Raw genomic sequence first — 17,286 nt, forward strand, 5'->3', positions numbered from 1 at the left:
ATCAAATCCCTCGGTTTACGCCGAGGGATTTTTTTTGCACTAAACTCAACGTATCTTTGACGCATGAATATCTTTTTTTCAATTATAGTTCCCGTTTATAATCGTCAAGACGAATTATTCGAGTTTTTAGAAAGCATCGCAAAAACCAGTTTTAATGAACCTTTCGAAGTTCTTGTAATCGACGACGGTTCAAGTGTGGATCTTAGTACCGTGATTCGTCCTTTTCTCGATAAATTAAATCTCAAGTATGTAAAGAAATCAAATTCTGGTCCGGGTGATAGCCGAAATTACGGCATGCGGCAGGCAATGGGTAATTACTTCTTGATTTTTGATTCAGATTGTATCATTCCTGAGGATTATCTAACTACAGTTTCCAAATCTTTAAAAGAAGAGTATGTCGATTGTTTCGGAGGTCCCGACGATTCCGATCCATCGTTTTCGAAAGTCCAGAAGGCAATCGATTTTGTTATGACAGCTCCCATTACTACTGGCGGAATTCGTGGAGGTTCTGAAAAAGTAACTAAGTTTCAGCCACGAAGCTTCAACATGGGACTTTCGCGGGAAGCTTTTCTAGCTACCGGCGGTTTTGCTAAGATACATCCTGGAGAAGATCCTGAGCTGGTGTTTCGTCTCTGGAAATTAGGATTTAAAACAAAGCTAATTCCTACGGCAAAAGTTTGTCACAAAAGGCGTGTCGATTTAGATAAATTTCACCTGCAGGTTTCTAAATTCGGAGCTACAAGAGCTATTTTAAATAAGTGGTATCCGGAATACGCAAAACCAACCTTTTGGTTACCAACACTATTCGTTGTTTATACCTGTTTTTCTGTACTAATTTCACTGTTAAGTACAATACCTATTTTTTTATTATTTGTTTACTCCTTGCTTGTACTTCTATCCGCTACAATAAAATATCGAAGCCTAGTTATCGGATTCTTAGCTGTAAAAGCTTTATATATTATGATGTTTGGTTATGGAATACACTTTTTAGAAACAACGGTATTGTTACTGTTTTCAAAGAAAGAACCGCAAGAACTCTTCCCTAAATTATTTTTTAAATGAAAAAAGTTGTGCTAACAGGTGGTATCGGCAGCGGAAAATCGACCGTAGCCAAAATTTTTGAAAGTTTTGGCGTACCCGTTTTTTATGCTGATCAGGTTGCAAAAGCACAATATTTCGAACCAAATGTAATTTTAAAGCTCTCGCAAGAAGTCACAGCTCCTATAATAATTGAGGGCAAAGTAGATTTATCTTACCTAAAAAGCCATTTGTTTACAAATCCTATATTGAAAAAACAGGTTGAAGCCGTTATTCATCCTGCTGTTGCAGATCAATATCGATTGTTTTGTGACAGAAACCAATCGGCTTCGTATACAATTAACGAAATGGCTCTTGCATTCGAGAATAATCGACAAGGAGATTTCGATTGTATTATTTCAGTACTTGCAGATGAAGAAACACGAATTGAACGCGTAATTCGTCGCGATCAGATGTCGCGTCAGGAAATTTTAGACCGAATAGCGCTGCAAACCTCAGACGATATAAGACTTTCTCAAAGTAGCTTTATAATATACAATAATAATCTTACAGAACTTTACGGTCAGATTGAAAAAATACATAAATTCTTACAATTTTCTCAATAAAAGGGCGTTTTGTTAATGTTTGGTTAACGGTTAAAAGGTACAATTGTTAAAATATTAATTTTGCTGTGATGAGTAAGTACTTATTTCGGCTTTTAGTTTTTTTCATGAGTCTGTCAATGATAGGCATCATAATAGTGCAATCGTATCTCATCAACACGTCCTTTCAAAACAACAACGAGCAATTTAAGTATCATGTTAATCAGGTTATTTCTAACGTTGCAGAGCATCTTCAACAACAAGAAACCTATAGCATGTTGGCTGAGTACAATCGATTGAAAGACAGTATTGGTACAAGTCCAAAACAGAGCGATTTGCTCAACTTTATTTTGGTCCAACAAAACAAACTTACAAACGAAACTATTGTTTACAGCAATAGTATCGTAGCAGAAGATTACAATTTATCGTTCTTTGACAAAAAGCGAGATTCAGTTATGGCAGCTAACTTTATCTCAAAAAGTAAAACGCAAGTTTATTCCGGATCTGCTTTAGATAATGCTGATTTTCAGCAAAATGTGTCACCTTCATTAACAGTTACCAAAACAGGAAAAATTGATCTACTCGATAAAGCGCAATACGAAATCTTTTTTAAAGACATTGTCGAAAATAAATCGTTAAGTGATCGTATTTCTGTAGATCGTTTGCGATTAATGTTAAGTAAAGAACTTCGCGATGCAGATGTGCTAACTCCTTTTGAATTCGGAGTTTACGAAAATGGATTGGCGACAAAAATCAAAAGCGAAAACTTCGAGGAAATTAAAGGCGAGACATTTGCAACGCGAATTTTAACAAACAGTCAAGGTGAAAGTAAGTATAAATTGATGCTAACCTTTCCCGAAAAGAAAAAATTCCTCTTTTCTGAATTGTTGAACATCACAATTTTGTCCGCCTTATTCACTTTGTTAATCATCATCGCATACAGCAGTGCTTTAAGTCAATTGATTAAACAAAGACAGATTTCAGAGATTAAAACCGACTTCATCAATAACATGACTCACGAATTTAAAACGCCAATCGCAACAATAAACTTGGCACTAGATTCGTTAAAAAATCCAAAGGTAAAGGCTGATGACGAAAAGATGAGTCGTTACTTAAGTATGATTCGAGAGGAAAATAAACGAATGCACGCACAAGTCGAAAACGTTTTAAGAATTTCAAAATTAGAAAAACGCGAGCTCGACATTTCTAAAGAATCGGTCTCTGTGCACGAGATTTTAGAAGACGCCATGGAGCATGTTCGTTTAATTATTGAAGATCGTGAAGGAAAAGTTAGTTCACATTTTGAAGCGCAGCGCGATGTTGCACTACTAAACGATGTACACTTTACAAATGTTTTTGTGAACATTCTAGACAATGCGATCAAATATTCACCACTGCCGCCAGTAATCGACGTATTTACTGAAAACATAAAGGATTTTATTTTAGTGAAAATCACCGACCAAGGCGCAGGAATGAGTAAAGCTGCTCAAAAACGAATCTTCGAAAAGTTCTATCGCGAACACACCGGAGACGTTCATAACGTAAAAGGCCACGGATTAGGCTTAGCTTACGTGAAAAGAATTGCCGACGACCATAATGTTAGCATTACAGTCGAAAGTGAAAAAGGAAAAGGAAGTACATTTATTTTAAAAATACCGTTAATAAATTGACGTATGGAAACAGAAAACAAAAAAATATTGCTAGTTGAAGACGATCCAAATTTCGGATCTATTTTGAAAGATTACTTAATCTTAAACGACTTCGATGTAACTCTTGCCAAAAACGGCATGGAAGGTTTCGAAAAGTTTAAGAAAGATACATACGATCTGTGCATCTTAGACGTGATGATGCCTTACAAAGATGGCTACACTTTAGCGAAAGAAATCCGCGAAAAAAATAAAGACGTGCCATTGATTTTCTTGACGGCAAAGTCGATGAAAGAAGACGTGTTGAAAGGTTATAAAGTAGGCGCCGACGATTACCTAAACAAGCCATTTGATTCAGAAGTACTTCTGATGAAAATCAAAGCAATCATGCAACGTAAATCGTCTGAAGGTAAGGCTGAAGCACTGAAGTTCGAATTCCAGATTGGAAATTTCCACCTGAATGCAAAGCTTCGTTTCTTAACTTACTTGAACGAAGAGCCAATCAAACTTTCGCCTAAAGAAAACGAGCTACTGAAGTTACTTGCTATTTACGAGAACGATTTGATGCCAAGAGAACTAGCGTTAACCAAAATTTGGAGAGACGACAACTATTTCACTTCTAGAAGCATGGACGTTTACATCGCAAAATTACGTAAGTACCTAAAATCTGATGAGAATGTCGAAATCCTCAACATTCACGGAGAAGGCTTTAGATTAGTGGTGAAAAATAAAGCGTTGGCGTAACAACGTTCAATAATATCAAGAGATTAGCCGTTTTTTTAAGACGGCTTTTTTTGTTTTGCAGATTTTACAGTTTCTTCAAAAGTACGTCGATATCGGGAAGTTGCTGGATATCCAACCATGTAGCCGACAATCGGTTTTGAAAGTAAGTGAGCTGTCTTTTTGCAAAACGGCGCGTATTCATTTTTATCGTTTCAACGGCGTTTTCCAATGAAATTTCTCCATCGAAATATTGGAATAGTTCTTTGTAACCAACAGTATTTAAAGCGTTTAAATGTCTGTTATTGTATAAATCTTTAGCTTCCTCCAACAAACCGTCGGCCATCATGATGTCAACGCGTTTGTTGATACGTTCGTAAATCAGAGAACGCTCGGTACTTAAGCCAAGTAGCTTTGTTTCGAAATTTCTGTGCACTTGATTTTGATTTCGCCAAAACGAGTACGGCTTATCGCTGGCAAGCGACACTTCAAGCGCTCGCAAAATACGTTGCGGATTTTGTAGATCCACTTCGTTATAGTATTCCGAGTCGAGTTGTTGAAGTCGATTTTGAATAGCCGAAAGTCCTTCATTTTGATATAGATCACGTACTTCCGTGCGCACAGCATCGGGAACATCCGGAAATACATCTAAGCCTTTGATAAGTGCTTCAATATACAAACCGCTGCCACCAACAACCACAGCACTTCCAAACGCCTTCAAAAGCTCGTCGATTTTAACAAGTGCTTCTTTTTCAAAATCGCCAACGCTGTAGTTGTCGAAGATGCTTTTATGTTGAATGAAATGATGCGGTACTGCTGCTAATTCATCGATACTGGGAACTGCCGTGCCGATATACATTTCGCGATAAAATTGCCGAGAATCAGCGCTGATAATTTCTGTATGAAGTTGTTTTGCCAATGAAATAGCGAACGCTGTTTTTCCAATGGCCGTCGGACCAACGACAAAATATACGTTTGGTTTCATGAAGGTAAGTCGATAGTTTTTGCAAACTTCTGCCGACGCAAAAAGCGGTGAATTAACAAAACACGTGCTGGTGCGTGAATCAACGGAACGGTATTTTTCTCTACTTTATCCAGATTAGCGATTTGAAAATTCAAATCAAAGAAGCCGTAGCCTAATAACTCGTTGTTTTTCAAACGAATAAAACTTCTTTCGGAATATGTGCGACCTTGCCCAACCACTAAAATATCTCGCTTGTGCAAATTTGCCTTTTCGAGTTCGGCTAATTTTGCATCTGGTTCTTCAGACTGCACAACCTCATTTTCAAACGCGATTTTATCGTTTATTACAATTTGAGTTTTGAAATTCAAAAGGTGCGAAAAGTGTGCTCGAACGTATTTATTTGCGTCAGACGCTCCGCTAAAATACTGTGCAGCTTGATTTTGCTTGCGCGAAGAAATGGTATGGACTATTGTTTGATCTTCTATTTTGAACGACCAACTTGCTGGCTGCGATTTTCTTGGTTTGTGTACGTACTTTAAAGTGGTTGTTTCTAGAAATTCCAAAAGTTTTAAATCGGCAATAAGTTCAGAACCGGTGCGTTCGTACGTTACTTCGTACGTGTTTTCTCGTAAAAAGTTATTCCAAGGCTCTTTTCCCAAAAAATACTGATTTACCTTCTTGCGGATGTTACTGCTTTTTCCCGCATGAATGATTTGTCCGTTCTTGTCGTGAAAGAAAAACACACCAACCGCCGATGGGCATTTCTGAATGGCATCGAAAATTCGCGGTTCAAGTTCGTTAGTACGTTCGGATTTGATAACCGATTGTAAAATTTCTCTTTCAATATCGCGTTCGAGCAAATATTTAAAGAGCTTTAAAGTAGCTAAAGCGTCGCCCGAAGCTCTGTGTCTGTCGGCGATAGGAATACCTAAACTTCGTACCAGTTTACCGAGAGAATACGCTTCTTGGTTGGGAAGTAATTTTTGCGCCAATCGCACGGTATCTATCGTTTGTGCGTAAAAATCGTAACCTAATCGAGAAAATTCGTTTCGTATCATCCGATAATCGAATTCGGCGTTGTGTGCTACCAGAAAACAGCCATCGGTTATTTCGATAATCCGTTTGGCAAGTTCATAGAATTTCGGCGCATTCACCAACATGGCGTTATTAATACCCGTAAGTTTCTGAACAAAGGGCTGAATCGGTTTTTCGGGATTTACCAAGCTAATGAGCTGATCTACAATCTCATTTCCGTCGTATTTGTAGATGGCAATTTCTGTAATTCCCTCTTCATTATACTTTCCACCGGTGGTTTCTACATCTACTATTGCGTACAAATTCTCAAACTTTTATCGGGTTCCAAAAATAGCACTGCCGACACGAATCATGGTGCTGTCGTTTTCAATTGCGATCGGATAATCACCCGACATACCCATAGACAATACGTCAAAATTGTGCACGAGCGCATATTTCTGATATAATTGGTTCAGTCGGTTAAATTCCGCACTGATGATTTCACGATTTTCAGTAAACGAAGCCATTCCCATTAATCCGCGAATGCGAACGAAGTTGCTTTTCGGAAGGTTTAGAATTTCTTCCAGTTCAGCTTCGTCTAAACCAAATTTCGTTTCTTCACCTGCAATATACACTTGAAGCAAAATGGCAATCTCGCGTCCTAATTTGCTCGTTTCTTTTTCAATTTCCAAATATAATCGCAACGAATCAACACCGTGAATCAGGGCAACGTGCGGCAAAAGTTGTTTCACTTTATTCCGCTGTAAATGTCCGATCATGTGCCACTCGATATCTTTCGGAAGCTCTTGCGCCTTTTGTGTCAGTTCTTGAACTTTATTTTCTCCAAAAATACGTTGTCCGGCTTCGTACGCTTCTAAAATCAAAGAATTGGGCTTTGTTTTTGAAACAGCCACAAGTGTTACCGATTCAGGTAAATTTTCTTTGATTTTCAGTAAGTTCTCACGTACAGTTGTCATAATTCGTAAATAATTAATCCGCTTCTGAATTTAGGTTCAAAATACGTGCTTTTAGGCGGCATGATAAAGTTATGATCAGCTAATTCTTTGATTTCTGTGATGGAAGACGGATACAACAAAAATCCCACTTCATATTCACCTTCGTCAATAACTTCTTTTATTGTTGTAATCGATTGTTTTCCAGGAATATAATCAATTCGTTCGTCGTTTCGTAAGTCGCTAATTTTCAATATCGGATTGAGTACATAACGGTACAAAATATGTGCGTCTAACTTTTCTTCAATGGTTTGAAGGTCAAACGGATTTTTGAACTGCAATTTGTAAAACGACTGTTTGAAGTACATTCCAAAATGATATTTCTGTTCCGGTTTGTACAGTTCTTTTCCTTTATGGGTAACCCAGAAGTGTTTTTCGATTTCTCGCAGAAAATCTTCTTCAGATAAGCCTGCTAAATCACGAATGATCCTATTGTATTCAAATATTTTAATGTCTTGTTCGGCAATTAAAAAAGATAAGAATAGGGAAGAGGCCGGCTGCTCGTTGGCATACTGCTTTTCGAGTAAATCGGCAGAGGCAGAACGGTGGTGACCGTCGGCGATGTAGAGTTTATTTTGCTTAGCGAAGTAATGTTGAATTTCAGCTACAACTTCGGCTTGCGCAATTTTCCAAAGCGTATGTGTATCTTTCTGTGGTGTAGAAAATCGGTAAATTGGTTCACTACTACTAATTTGTTCCAGTTTTTCGCTAAATGCTGCACTTTGTTCATACGCAATTAAAACGGGTTCGGTATTAAATCGCGTTTGATGCAAATAATCTTTAAATAATTCGACGCGGTATTGCAAGGTGTCTTCATGTTGTTTGATGACTCCTGAACGATAATCTTCGACAGAGCAACCACCTACAATTCCTTGGAATGTGCCGTGTTTCGATTCAATTCGATACAAATAAAATGCAGATTCCGGATCGGCTATTAAAGTACCATCAGCTTTAAAATCCGCGTATTTCTGCGCCACAAGCTTAAAGCGTTTTTCTAAACCAATTTTCTGCTGGTTTACATATGCTGGGTTTAGCACGTGAAGAAACGAATACGGATTAAAATCGAGTTGTGCTGCAAGTTCGGCCGCCGAATAATCGTCGTACGATTTGCAGGTAACTAACGACACTTTGTCGGCACCGGGTCGGGCTACTGCTATGGGTTCGAAGCGTGCCAACGACTATTTTTTGAATTGATCTGCTACTACCTCGGCTTTCTTCGAAGCAGCATAATTATAAAATCCTTCTCCCGATTTAACGCCAAGTTTTCCGGCGCGAACCATGTTTACAAGCAATGGGCAAGGAGCGTACTTCGGATTTTTGAATCCATCGTACATCACATGTAAAATAGCTAAACAAACGTCCAATCCAATGAAATCGGCTAATTGCAGTGGTCCCATCGGATGCGCCATTCCCAATTTCATAACGGTATCAATTTCGCTTACGCCTGCAACACCGTTGTACAGTGTTTCGATAGATTCGTTAATCATCGGCATCAAAATTCTATTAGCGACAAAGCCAGGATAGTCGTTAACTTCTACAGGTGTTTTTCCAAGTTGCTCGGAAAGCGACATGATGGTTTGTGTTGTTGCAGCCGAAGTATTGTAGCCGTTAATGATTTCAACCAACTTCATCAACGGAACCGGATTCATAAAATGCATACCAATAACGCGTTCTGGATTCGAAACTACAGCAGCAATTTGCGTAATCGAAATAGACGAAGTATTGGTAGCCAAAATGCAATTCTCAGAGGCAAACTCGCTCAATTGCTTAAATATCTTCAGCTTTAAATCTAGATTTTCAGTTGCAGCTTCCACAATCAAATCAGACGTTTCCGCGGCAGCTTTTAAATCGGTCGATGGCTGTAAATATGAAAGCGTCTCAGTTTTGTCGGCTTCAGAAATACTTCCTTTGGCAACCATCCGATCCAGATTCGTTGCAATGGTGTTCATGCCGCGTTCCAAGGCAGCTTCCGAAATATCTACAAGTGTTACGGCAAAGCCTTTTTGAGCGAAGGTGTGTGCAATTCCGTTGCCCATAGTTCCTGCGCCGATTACAGTAATTTTTTTCATTTTATTTAGAATATGATTCAATTATTTGATACGCAATTCGCAATGCTTCCGTTCCATCCGACAAACTCACCACCGGGCGCGTTTTGTTTGTAATCGCATCTGCAAAAGTTTCCAACTCGTCGAGTATGGCGTTATTCGGCTTAACATCGGGATTCTCAAAATAAATTTGCTTTTTCACGCCTTCCGCATTTTGGAGAATCATGTCAAAATCGCCCGGATTTTCAGGCGCATCCTTCATTTTAACTACTTCGCATTTCTTTTCGAGAAAATCAACCGAGATGTAAGCGTCTTTTTGGAAGAACCGACTTTTCCTCATGTTTTTCAACGAAATCCTACTTGCAGTTAAATTTGCTACACAACCGTTTTCAAACTCCAATCGCGCATTCGCAATGTCGGGCGTTTCCGAAATTACACTCACGCCACTAGCATGCACCGCTTTTACTTTCGAATTCACAACGCTTAGAATGACATCGATATCGTGAATCATCAAGTCAAGCACAACAGGTACATCGGTTCCACGCGGATTGAATTCGGCCAATCGATGCGTTTCAATAAACATCGGATTATTGATTTTTTCGCGAACCGCTTGAAAAGCCGGATTAAACCGCTCCACGTGTCCCACTTGGCCGAGTAGCTTCATTTCTTCTGCAATGGCAATAATTTCTTCGGCTTCGGCAACCGTGTTGCTAATCGGTTTTTCAATAAAAATATGCTTGCCCGATTTCAAGGCCACTTTGGCACATTTGTAATGCGAAAGGGTAGGGGTTACAATGTCGATTACATCAACGGCATGTATCAACGTTGCTATGGTATGGAACTGTTTATAGCCAAATTCAGCGGCAATTTTAGCGCCATTTTCCAGATTTTCGTCGTAAAAACCAACGAGTTCGTATTTTTCAGATTGTTGTAAAAGCTTAAGGTGAATTTTACCCAAATGACCCGCACCAAGGACACCAATTTTTAACATAACTCACATTTTCTACAAAAGTAACATTATACCCGTTGTGTTTTTAAATTCGCGTAAAGAAAAGCGCGTTTTTACACCCATTTACGGAAGAATAATTTCATTTTTATGCAGTTTCATTTTCTTTTTTTTGGCAATGCGCCGCAACAATCCTGCGCCAAAAACAATTTGTGCAAGCGGCGCCCGCGCTTTTTGCTGCAACTCCTCGCTTCCGATAGCTATCGGAATCGTGCCTCGTCGCTGTGGGGTTTCCGCGCCAATCGCTATTGCGGAATCGAGACGTCCGTGCGAGACAGGTCTTTTAGAAGCTAGTTTCTATCTTTAGAAATAATTTTTATCGACTTGATACGTTCTGTGTCAACCTATCCACCAAATTCTTTGAACTTCGACGTATTCTGCGGGCTTCAAAAAACGGGTTCTTGTGCGTGTCGAATCCTTAACCGCAAAGGACGCAAAGATTCTCGCAAAGTTCGCGAAGCAGTTTTTTTGTAGTATCAAGATTGGAGTTTTAAGAATTAGGATTAGAGGATTAAATATTAAGACTTCGTGTCGTTCACCACTTTACATATCATCTTTGCCCACCCGAACCCACGTATCGTCGGTGCCTGAGCCTGTCGAAGGCTGGCATGATTTTTCGATTATGACACGTCCTCTGCTTTCCGCTCTGGCGAAACATTCCACCAGATTCTGTGAACTTCTGTGTATTCTGCGCGCGTAAAAAAGCTGCTGTCTCAGCTTGTCGAAGGCTGGCGTTGTGTACATTGTGAAAAACTTTGTGAAACATTGTGCTCCAAGATTTTTTTCATCTCGAAATTTCGAAATCACAAAAATTTTCCAATTTCCGGTTTTTCCGTAAAATTTATTTCTGGAATTTTCGTACGTGGGAATCGCTCCCCATCCCACCCGCCCCCATCAAAGCGAAGTTTTGAAAAAAAATCGACATACCATTACGGGTTTTCCGCATATTTTTTAAAAACGTCAATTCGAATTCAAAAACACACTTTTCTTGAATTAAAATAGGTCGAAAGTGATTGCTTGCCTTATTTTTGAGCAATTAATTGAACTGCGGATTCCGCTTTTTTTAGCAACCGAAGCATTATGAAAATTCTGGTTTTATCGGATACTCACGGACATATCGACGAACGTATTTTAGAATACGCGTCAAAAGCCGACGAAGTTTGGCATGCAGGTGATATCGGAAACCTTTCGGTTGTCGATCAACTTGAAAAAGTGGCGAAACTTCGAGCAGTTTTCGGGAACATCGACGGACAGTCGGCTCGACTCCGGTTTCCGGAAAACAATTTTTTTGAAGTCGACGGTTTAAGTGTGTTTATCCGACACATTTGTGGTTATCCCGGAACTTACAATCAAATCACGCGGTCTTTAATTGAGACAAACAAACCAAAAATGGTGATTTGCGGACATTCGCATATATTAAAAGTGATGAGAGATCCGAGATACCAGCACTTGCACATGAATCCCGGTGCCTGCGGAATCAGTGGCTTTCATCAAATTCGTACCATGCTCCGTTTTGAGATTGAAGCTGCTAAACCAACGAATCTAGAAGTAATCGAACTGGGCGCGCGACACATAAAAAAAAGTCCAGTGTAACACCGGACTTTTCTTCGCACTAATAAACTAAGTTTACAGGTTTACCTAATTCGATCAACAGATTTTACAAGATCTTCATCCCTTTTGATGGCCTTGTTGGCTAACGCCAAACAAACGATAGAAACAATAGGAAGGAAGCTCCCAATACCTTTCACAGAACCTAAAGGTCCTCCAGATAAATTTAGCAATCGATATACAAGTACTCCTAATAAAATTACATGAATTAAAATGTTCAGACGACCAAGGACAAATTGCTGCTTACGATTCTTATAACTCAGCAAACTCACCACACTCAGCATGGCCGAAAGTCCAAACAGCATACTAAATTCAATTTTGCTAAATGCAAAAATATCGCTTCCATTATCAACGTACATTGGAGATAAAAACGATACAACCGCCGACAATAAGAAGGCAATTATTAAATAAACAGTTTGTATGCGCTGTAACATATTTACTACTCTGAACACTGCAAATGTATAAGCTCTTTTTTAAAAAAACCTTGTATTTACTAGAAATTAATTTGTAATATTGCAGCACAAAGGCATAAGTACTTCATTTTATGTCTTTTGTTTCTAAAAATTCTAATCAACATTTTTTTACTCACAATTCCCTATCTAAACTTATCCGGAAATCTATGTTCGATAGTTCCAAACTAAAGGCAATGAAGCTGCCTGAGTTGCAAGAAATTGCAAAAGCTTCACAACAAATTAAATATCACGGTGTTAAAAAAGAAGCTCTAATTGAAAGTATTCTTGCTTTACAAAATCAGGATTCTAAAACCGCAGATGTAAAAGTTGAACCTAAAATCGAAAAACGAGGTCGCAAGCGTAAGGATACTAATGCTGCGGGATCGCAAGTTCCGCTTTTCGACGAAGTTCCTGCTGAACAGCCTATTGCTGAACCCGCTAAGCCAGTTTCAGAAGCCAACGACAGTCAGGTAAACGAACCAGCAGTCTCGTACCAAAACAATAACGATCGCCAGAAGAATTTCAATAAAAAGAAATTTGAACCAAGAGCGCCAAAACCTTTTGGTAAACGTGCGGAACAGTTTTCGGAAAATACAGCTTCAAAAGCTGAAAACACTGATGCTGCTGAAGAAGCTACACCAGCCCCCGTTCAAGCTAAGTCTGCACCCTTTCAAAAAAATCTGAACGAGCAACGAAATAACTTCCAAAACCAAAATTCGCCTGCGAATAATGGTAACAATCCTAACGGAAACTTTAAAAAGAAACCTGCGTACAAAGACGCCGATTACGAATTTGATGGCATCATCGAATCTGAAGGCGTTCTCGAAATGATGCCTGATGGATATGGTTTTCTTCGTTCTTCAGATTACAACTATTTGGCGTCACCAGACGATATATACCTTTCAACTTCACAAATACGGTTATTTGGTCTGAAAACAGGCGATACGGTTAAAGGTGTGGTACGTCCGCCGAAAGAAGGAGAGAAGTTCTTTCCGTTAGTTAAAGTCCTTAAAATCAACGGACACGATCCGCAAATTGTTCGCGACCGAATTGCTTTCGAGCACTTAACACCCGTTTTTCCTCAAGAGAAATTTCGTTTAGCCGAAAAACAAAGTTCTATTTCTACACGAATCATCGATTTATTTGCACCGATAGGTAAAGGGCAGCGTGGTATGATTGTCGCCCAACCGAAAACCGGTAAAACTATGCTTTTGAAAGACATTGCAAATGCCATCGCAGCCAATCACCCCGAAGTTTATCTATTAGTATTGCTAATCGACGAGCGTCCGGAAGAGGTAACCGATATGCAGCGCTCTGTTCGCGGAGAAGTTATTGCATCGACCTTCGATCGCGAGCCGCAAGAACACGTGAAAATTGCAAATATCGTTCTTGAAAAAGCCAAAAGATTGGTAGAGTGCGGACACGACGTGGTTATCTTACTCGATTCAATTACTCGTTTAGCACGCGCATATAACACGGTACAACCTGCTTCGGGTAAAGTACTTAGCGGTGGTGTCGACGCAAATGCGCTTCAAAAACCAAAACGATTTTTCGGTGCTGCTCGTAACGTTGAAAACGGCGGATCACTGTCGATTATCGCCACAGCACTTACCGAGACCGGATCTAAAATGGACGAAGTGATTTTTGAAGAGTTCAAAGGAACTGGAAATATGGAATTGCAATTAGATCGTAAAATTGCTAACAAGCGTATTTTCCCTGCGATTGACCTAATGTCGTCATCTACACGTCGCGATGACATGCTACTCGACGAAAAAACATTGCAACGTATGTGGATAATGCGTAAATATTTGTCGGATATGAACCCGGTGGAGGCCATGGATTTTGTTAACGACAGATTCAAGAAAACCCGAAATAATGAAGAGTTTTTGATTTCGATGAACGATTAAAAACCAAACTTCACGAGATAAAATCGGCAACAAGATTTTAGCAAAAAAGGTACTTTAAGTCAAATTCGCATTTGTTTAAAGTTCATGTTATAGAAGTTAGTTTACCGGCTAATTTCCACTACCTTTGAAATGCAACTAGCTTGTTGTCGATTTCTTTTTTATGAAAAACCTCAATAGTCAAAAATCAGTATTAGCCTTACTTCCAGCTATTTATTTCGCTTTTTTCTCCTATGCAGAAAAGGAAAAGACCTTTCAAAAAAGAGCTACTCGTATCATAGGCAGCAGTTATAGTCAAAGTTCTCAATCGTTTAGTAGTGAGTACCTTTTAGGAAAGTTTATTCCGGCTTCACATCCCGATTTTTCGATTATTCCTGAACAGTATTCCACAAAAAAAGATTTGTTTTTGCGTCGCGAAGTGTTAGACGCATTCCAACAAATGCATGCAAAAGCAGCGCAAGATGGAATCTCCCTAAAAATAATTTCTGCCACTCGAAACTTCTCGTATCAAAAGAAGATTTGGGAGAAGAAATGGCGCGGTCAAACGCTTGTTTCTGGAAAGAATCTTGCGATTACAGTCAAAAATCCGGTACATCGCGCAAAAATCATCATGAAATACAGCGCTATGCCTGGCACTTCCCGTCATCACTGGGGAACAGACATAGATATTAATAGCGTTTCACCTTCCTACTTCGAAACCCAAAAAGGAAAAAAGGAATATCAATGGCTGGTCAAACATGCAGCTACTTACGGATTTTGTCAGGTTTACAACGAAAAAGGCGCAAGTCGTTCCAGCGGTTATGAGGTTGAAAAATGGCATTGGAGTTATTTACCAACTGCGCGTAAACTGCTGCAAGAGTATAAAACAAAAATAACCGAGAAGAATATCTCCGGATTTTTAGGAGCCGAAACGGCAAAACAACTCCATGTGGTTGAAAACTATGTTTTGGCAATAAACTCGAATTGTGATTGAAAATTTTTTTAGCGGTTGAGTTTGTATACCAATAACTCAAGTGAAGTGTTTTACCTTTGCAATTCAGTTTTTATAACGCATTTTGAGAAAAATTTTAATTATAGACGACGAGGAGAAGCTACGCGGGTTGCTAGCTAGAATCATTAGCTTGGAAGGTTTCGAAGTACATCAAGCTAGTGATAAAAAATCAGGACTTCGCAAATTAACACAAACCGACGTGGATGTGGTTTTATGCGACGTTAAGCTTCCCGATGCATTTGGAATTGATTTGGCGAAGGAAATTAAAACCAGTTCTCCAACTACTGAAGTTATATTGCTCACCGCTTACGGAAACATTCCCGATGGCGTTCAAGCGATAAAAAATGGCGCGTTCGATTATCTAACCAAAGGAGACGATAACAACAAGATAATTCCGTTATTATATCGTGCGTTAGAGAAAGTTGATTTATCGAAACGTGTTGCAAATCTGGAGCAACAACTTGGAAATAAACATTCGTTTGATAAAGTTATTGGTACATCAAAAGCAATAAAAGATGCTGTAGCCTTGGCGCAGCGAGTAGCAACGACCGATACCACTGTTTTACTCACTGGAGAAACTGGAACTGGAAAAGAGGTTTTCGCACAAGCAATTCACCACGCCAGTAACCGATCCAAACATAATTTCGTGGCTTTAAATTGCTCTGCTTTTAGCAAAGAATTGTTAGAAAGCGAAATGTTTGGTCATCGCGCTGGAGCATTCACCGGTGCGATGAAAGATCAAAAAGGTCTTTTTGAAGCCGCCAATAACGGTACAATTTTCTTGGATGAAATCGGTGAAATGGCATTCGATCTACAAGCGAAATTGCTCCGAGTTTTGGAAACAGGAAGTTTTATTCGCGTAGGCGATTCAACTCCTACGAAAGTAAATGTACGCATTATCGCTGCCACCAATCGCGATCTAAATGATGAAATTCAAAGGGGTAATTTTCGTTCCGATTTGTTTTATCGTATTTCGGTTTTTCAAATTCATTTACCACCCTTACGCGAACGAAATTCCGATATTGAAGCACTCGCCAAACTGTTTTTAGAACAAGCCTCAGCAAAAACAAACAAACGAATTATAACGGTCGATCCAAACTATTTTCAAGCCCTACAAGCGCATGAGTGGAAAGGGAATATCCGTGAATTGAAAAATGTTGTTGAAAGAAGCGTTATTTTAGCAGATTCGCAAATTACGATCGAGCATCTTCCAGCCGACTTTCAATTGCCAAGAACTGCAGTTGTAAAAATTAAAACACTGTCGGCTTTTGAACTTGCAAGCGCAGAGAAAATTCACATTCAGAAAGTTCTTAATTACACAAACGGCAACAAAACAAAAACTGCTGAATTACTCGGGGTTGCACTAACAACGCTGTATCGCAAAATCCAAGAATACGACCTTAAATAACTTTCAGATTAAATAGATAAGGCTATGTGAGTGATAAATAATTTTCCTATTTTTAGAATCTAAATTATTTATATATGCCATACAGTAAAACTTACCTCGATCAATTGACTTTCGATTTTATAGGCGCTGCGATAGACGTTCATCGCGAATTAGGTCCCGGACTTATCGAAGGTGTATATCAAAAATGTTTAGAGCACGAATTACGTTTGAGGAAAATTTCTTACTCCTCGCAATTTAATGTTCCCATTTCATACAACGGTTTAGAATTAGATGCTAATTTGCGGTGCGATTTTCTAATAGAAAATACACTTCTAGTAGAAATTAAAGCAGTGGAAAGAATCTTGCCCGTTCACGAAGCACAGATTATTTCTTATCTAAAACTACTAAAATCTCCCAAAGGCATCTTGATTAATTTCAATGTTGTTAATTTATTTCGCGAAGGACAAAAAACGTTTGTAACAGAACTTTACAGGAACCTGCCCGATTAACTTCAGTTTTTTTCGTTTCAGAACAATCGATTAAGTAACGAAGAATTTTCACTTATGAAGTGAACAGGTTGGTAATGCGCTTGTTTGGTTTGTTTTTGCACCAAATAGTTAGCTAGTATTTTCAAGTTACTTGAAAAGCTCAGTTTCTCGACCACATAGAAACATAGGTTTTCTTATGTGAAGTAGCTAGCTATGTGCCGATATGGTCAGCATTTTAAACCACATAAACATAAAGGTTTTGTTATATTAAGGAGCTAGTTATGTGCCTATATGGTCAGCATTTTAAACCACATAGACACATAGGTTTTTTTGCAAGAAGGAGCTAGTTATGTGCCTATGTGGTCAGCATTTTACACCACATAGACACATAGGTTTTTTTGCGAGAAGGAGCTAGTTATGTGCCTATGT

The 17,286-nt window shown here is 39.0% G+C and carries 16 protein-coding genes; 9 read left to right on the plus strand and 7 right to left on the minus strand.

All coding sequences use genetic code 11. The features are described from left to right. Window positions 1-63: 63 nt before the first annotated feature. From Q0064_RS07175 to Q0064_RS07190, 4 genes are all read left to right on the plus strand, one after another. Entirely contained in the window at window positions 64-1,062 is a 999-nt protein-coding gene (locus Q0064_RS07175; protein ID WP_366094926.1) for a glycosyltransferase, read from the plus strand. Beyond that, window positions 1,059-1,643 carry a dephospho-CoA kinase gene (gene coaE, locus Q0064_RS07180; RefSeq protein WP_298146408.1) on the plus strand — a complete coding sequence of 195 codons (585 nt, stop codon included), beginning with the start codon at window positions 1,059-1,061 and terminating at the stop codon, window positions 1,641-1,643. The genes Q0064_RS07175 and coaE overlap by 4 nt, the downstream gene beginning before the upstream one ends. A gap of 68 nt (window positions 1,644-1,711) precedes the next feature. Further along, complete coding sequence (locus Q0064_RS07185) at window positions 1,712-3,289, plus strand: HAMP domain-containing sensor histidine kinase (RefSeq protein WP_298146411.1); 1,578 nt, start codon at window positions 1,712-1,714, stop codon at window positions 3,287-3,289. 3 nt (window positions 3,290-3,292) lie between these two features. Beyond that, entirely contained in the window at window positions 3,293-4,009 is a 717-nt protein-coding gene (locus Q0064_RS07190) for a response regulator transcription factor (RefSeq protein WP_094486659.1), read from the plus strand. A 64-nt stretch (window positions 4,010-4,073) separates the two neighbouring features. Here Q0064_RS07190 and miaA read toward each other — a convergent pair whose 3' ends face one another. From miaA to Q0064_RS07220, 6 genes are read right to left on the minus strand one after another with little or no spacing between them, the layout of a single operon-like run. Further along, entirely contained in the window at window positions 4,074-4,970 is an 897-nt protein-coding gene (miaA, locus tag Q0064_RS07195) for a tRNA (adenosine(37)-N6)-dimethylallyltransferase MiaA (protein WP_298146416.1), read from the minus strand. After that, a complete protein-coding gene (locus tag Q0064_RS07200; protein WP_298146419.1) occupies window positions 4,967-6,286 on the minus strand; it encodes an exonuclease domain-containing protein in 1,320 nt (439 codons plus the stop codon). Before Q0064_RS07200 ends, miaA begins: the two co-directional genes overlap by 4 nt. Before the next feature lie 12 nt (window positions 6,287-6,298). Continuing rightward, window positions 6,299-6,940 carry a YggS family pyridoxal phosphate-dependent enzyme gene (locus tag Q0064_RS07205; RefSeq protein WP_298146423.1) on the minus strand — a complete coding sequence of 214 codons (642 nt, stop codon included), beginning with the start codon at window positions 6,938-6,940 and terminating at the stop codon, window positions 6,299-6,301. Beyond that, a complete protein-coding gene (locus Q0064_RS07210) occupies window positions 6,937-8,151 on the minus strand; it encodes a DUF1015 domain-containing protein (protein WP_298146427.1) in 1,215 nt (404 codons plus the stop codon). The genes Q0064_RS07205 and Q0064_RS07210 overlap by 4 nt, the downstream gene beginning before the upstream one ends. A gap of 3 nt (window positions 8,152-8,154) precedes the next feature. Beyond that, window positions 8,155-9,045 (minus strand): 3-hydroxybutyryl-CoA dehydrogenase, encoded by an 891-nt coding sequence (locus Q0064_RS07215; RefSeq protein ID WP_298146430.1) that lies wholly within the window; start codon window positions 9,043-9,045, stop codon window positions 8,155-8,157. Between the two features lies 1 nt (window position 9,046). After that, entirely contained in the window at window positions 9,047-10,012 is a 966-nt protein-coding gene (locus Q0064_RS07220; protein ID WP_298146433.1) for a Gfo/Idh/MocA family oxidoreductase, read from the minus strand. A gap of 1,092 nt (window positions 10,013-11,104) precedes the next feature. On the opposite strand from Q0064_RS07220, the gene Q0064_RS07225 reads away from it, so the two are divergent. Beyond that, window positions 11,105-11,620: a metallophosphoesterase family protein gene (locus Q0064_RS07225; RefSeq protein WP_298146453.1), complete on the plus strand. Its 516-nt coding sequence runs from the start codon at window positions 11,105-11,107 to the stop codon at window positions 11,618-11,620. A 41-nt stretch (window positions 11,621-11,661) separates the two neighbouring features. On the opposite strand, the gene Q0064_RS07230 is transcribed toward Q0064_RS07225, so the two are convergent. Further along, the gene (locus Q0064_RS07230; protein WP_094487194.1) at window positions 11,662-12,069 is read right to left on the minus strand and encodes a DUF4293 domain-containing protein; all 408 of its coding nucleotides are present in this window, start codon (window positions 12,067-12,069) and stop codon (window positions 11,662-11,664) included. 185 nt (window positions 12,070-12,254) lie between these two features. Here Q0064_RS07230 and rho point away from each other — a divergent pair, with 185 nt between their 5' ends. From rho to Q0064_RS07250, 4 genes are all read left to right on the plus strand, one after another. Further along, window positions 12,255-13,994, plus strand: a complete 1,740-nt coding sequence (rho, locus tag Q0064_RS07235; RefSeq protein ID WP_298146437.1) for a transcription termination factor Rho — start codon at window positions 12,255-12,257, stop codon at window positions 13,992-13,994. A 160-nt stretch (window positions 13,995-14,154) separates the two neighbouring features. Next, window positions 14,155-14,964, plus strand: a complete 810-nt coding sequence (locus Q0064_RS07240) for a M15 family metallopeptidase (RefSeq protein ID WP_298146440.1) — start codon at window positions 14,155-14,157, stop codon at window positions 14,962-14,964. A 79-nt stretch (window positions 14,965-15,043) separates the two neighbouring features. After that, the gene (locus Q0064_RS07245; RefSeq protein WP_298146456.1) at window positions 15,044-16,390 is read left to right on the plus strand and encodes a sigma-54 dependent transcriptional regulator; all 1,347 of its coding nucleotides are present in this window, start codon (window positions 15,044-15,046) and stop codon (window positions 16,388-16,390) included. 74 nt (window positions 16,391-16,464) lie between these two features. Then, window positions 16,465-16,878 carry a GxxExxY protein gene (locus tag Q0064_RS07250; protein ID WP_298146443.1) on the plus strand — a complete coding sequence of 138 codons (414 nt, stop codon included), beginning with the start codon at window positions 16,465-16,467 and terminating at the stop codon, window positions 16,876-16,878. Window positions 16,879-17,286: the final 408 nt, after the last annotated feature.

This window comes from Flavobacterium sp. (assembly GCF_027490375.1).
Classification (GTDB): domain Bacteria; phylum Bacteroidota; class Bacteroidia; order Flavobacteriales; family Flavobacteriaceae; genus Flavobacterium.

Bases quoted from the DNA above. Each gene is read 5' to 3' on its own strand.
- Q0064_RS07175 (WP_366094926.1), top strand. From the start codon at position 64: ATGAATATCTTTTTTTCAATTATAGTTCCCGTTTATAATCGTCAAGAC.
- coaE (WP_298146408.1), top strand. From the start codon at position 1,059: ATGAAAAAAGTTGTGCTAACAGGTGGTATCGGCAGCGGAAAATCGACC.
- Q0064_RS07185 (WP_298146411.1), top strand. From the start codon at position 1,712: ATGAGTAAGTACTTATTTCGGCTTTTAGTTTTTTTCATGAGTCTGTCA.
- Q0064_RS07190 (WP_094486659.1), top strand. From the start codon at position 3,293: ATGGAAACAGAAAACAAAAAAATATTGCTAGTTGAAGACGATCCAAAT.
- miaA (WP_298146416.1), bottom strand. From the start codon at position 4,970: ATGAAACCAAACGTATATTTTGTCGTTGGTCCGACGGCCATTGGAAAA.
- Q0064_RS07205 (WP_298146423.1), bottom strand. From the start codon at position 6,940: ATGACAACTGTACGTGAGAACTTACTGAAAATCAAAGAAAATTTACCT.
- Q0064_RS07215 (WP_298146430.1), bottom strand. From the start codon at position 9,045: ATGAAAAAAATTACTGTAATCGGCGCAGGAACTATGGGCAACGGAATT.
- Q0064_RS07220 (WP_298146433.1), bottom strand. From the start codon at position 10,012: ATGTTAAAAATTGGTGTCCTTGGTGCGGGTCATTTGGGTAAAATTCAC.
- Q0064_RS07230 (WP_094487194.1), bottom strand. From the start codon at position 12,069: ATGTTACAGCGCATACAAACTGTTTATTTAATAATTGCCTTCTTATTG.
- rho (WP_298146437.1), top strand. From the start codon at position 12,255: ATGTTCGATAGTTCCAAACTAAAGGCAATGAAGCTGCCTGAGTTGCAA.
- Q0064_RS07240 (WP_298146440.1), top strand. From the start codon at position 14,155: ATGAAAAACCTCAATAGTCAAAAATCAGTATTAGCCTTACTTCCAGCT.
- Q0064_RS07250 (WP_298146443.1), top strand. From the start codon at position 16,465: ATGCCATACAGTAAAACTTACCTCGATCAATTGACTTTCGATTTTATA.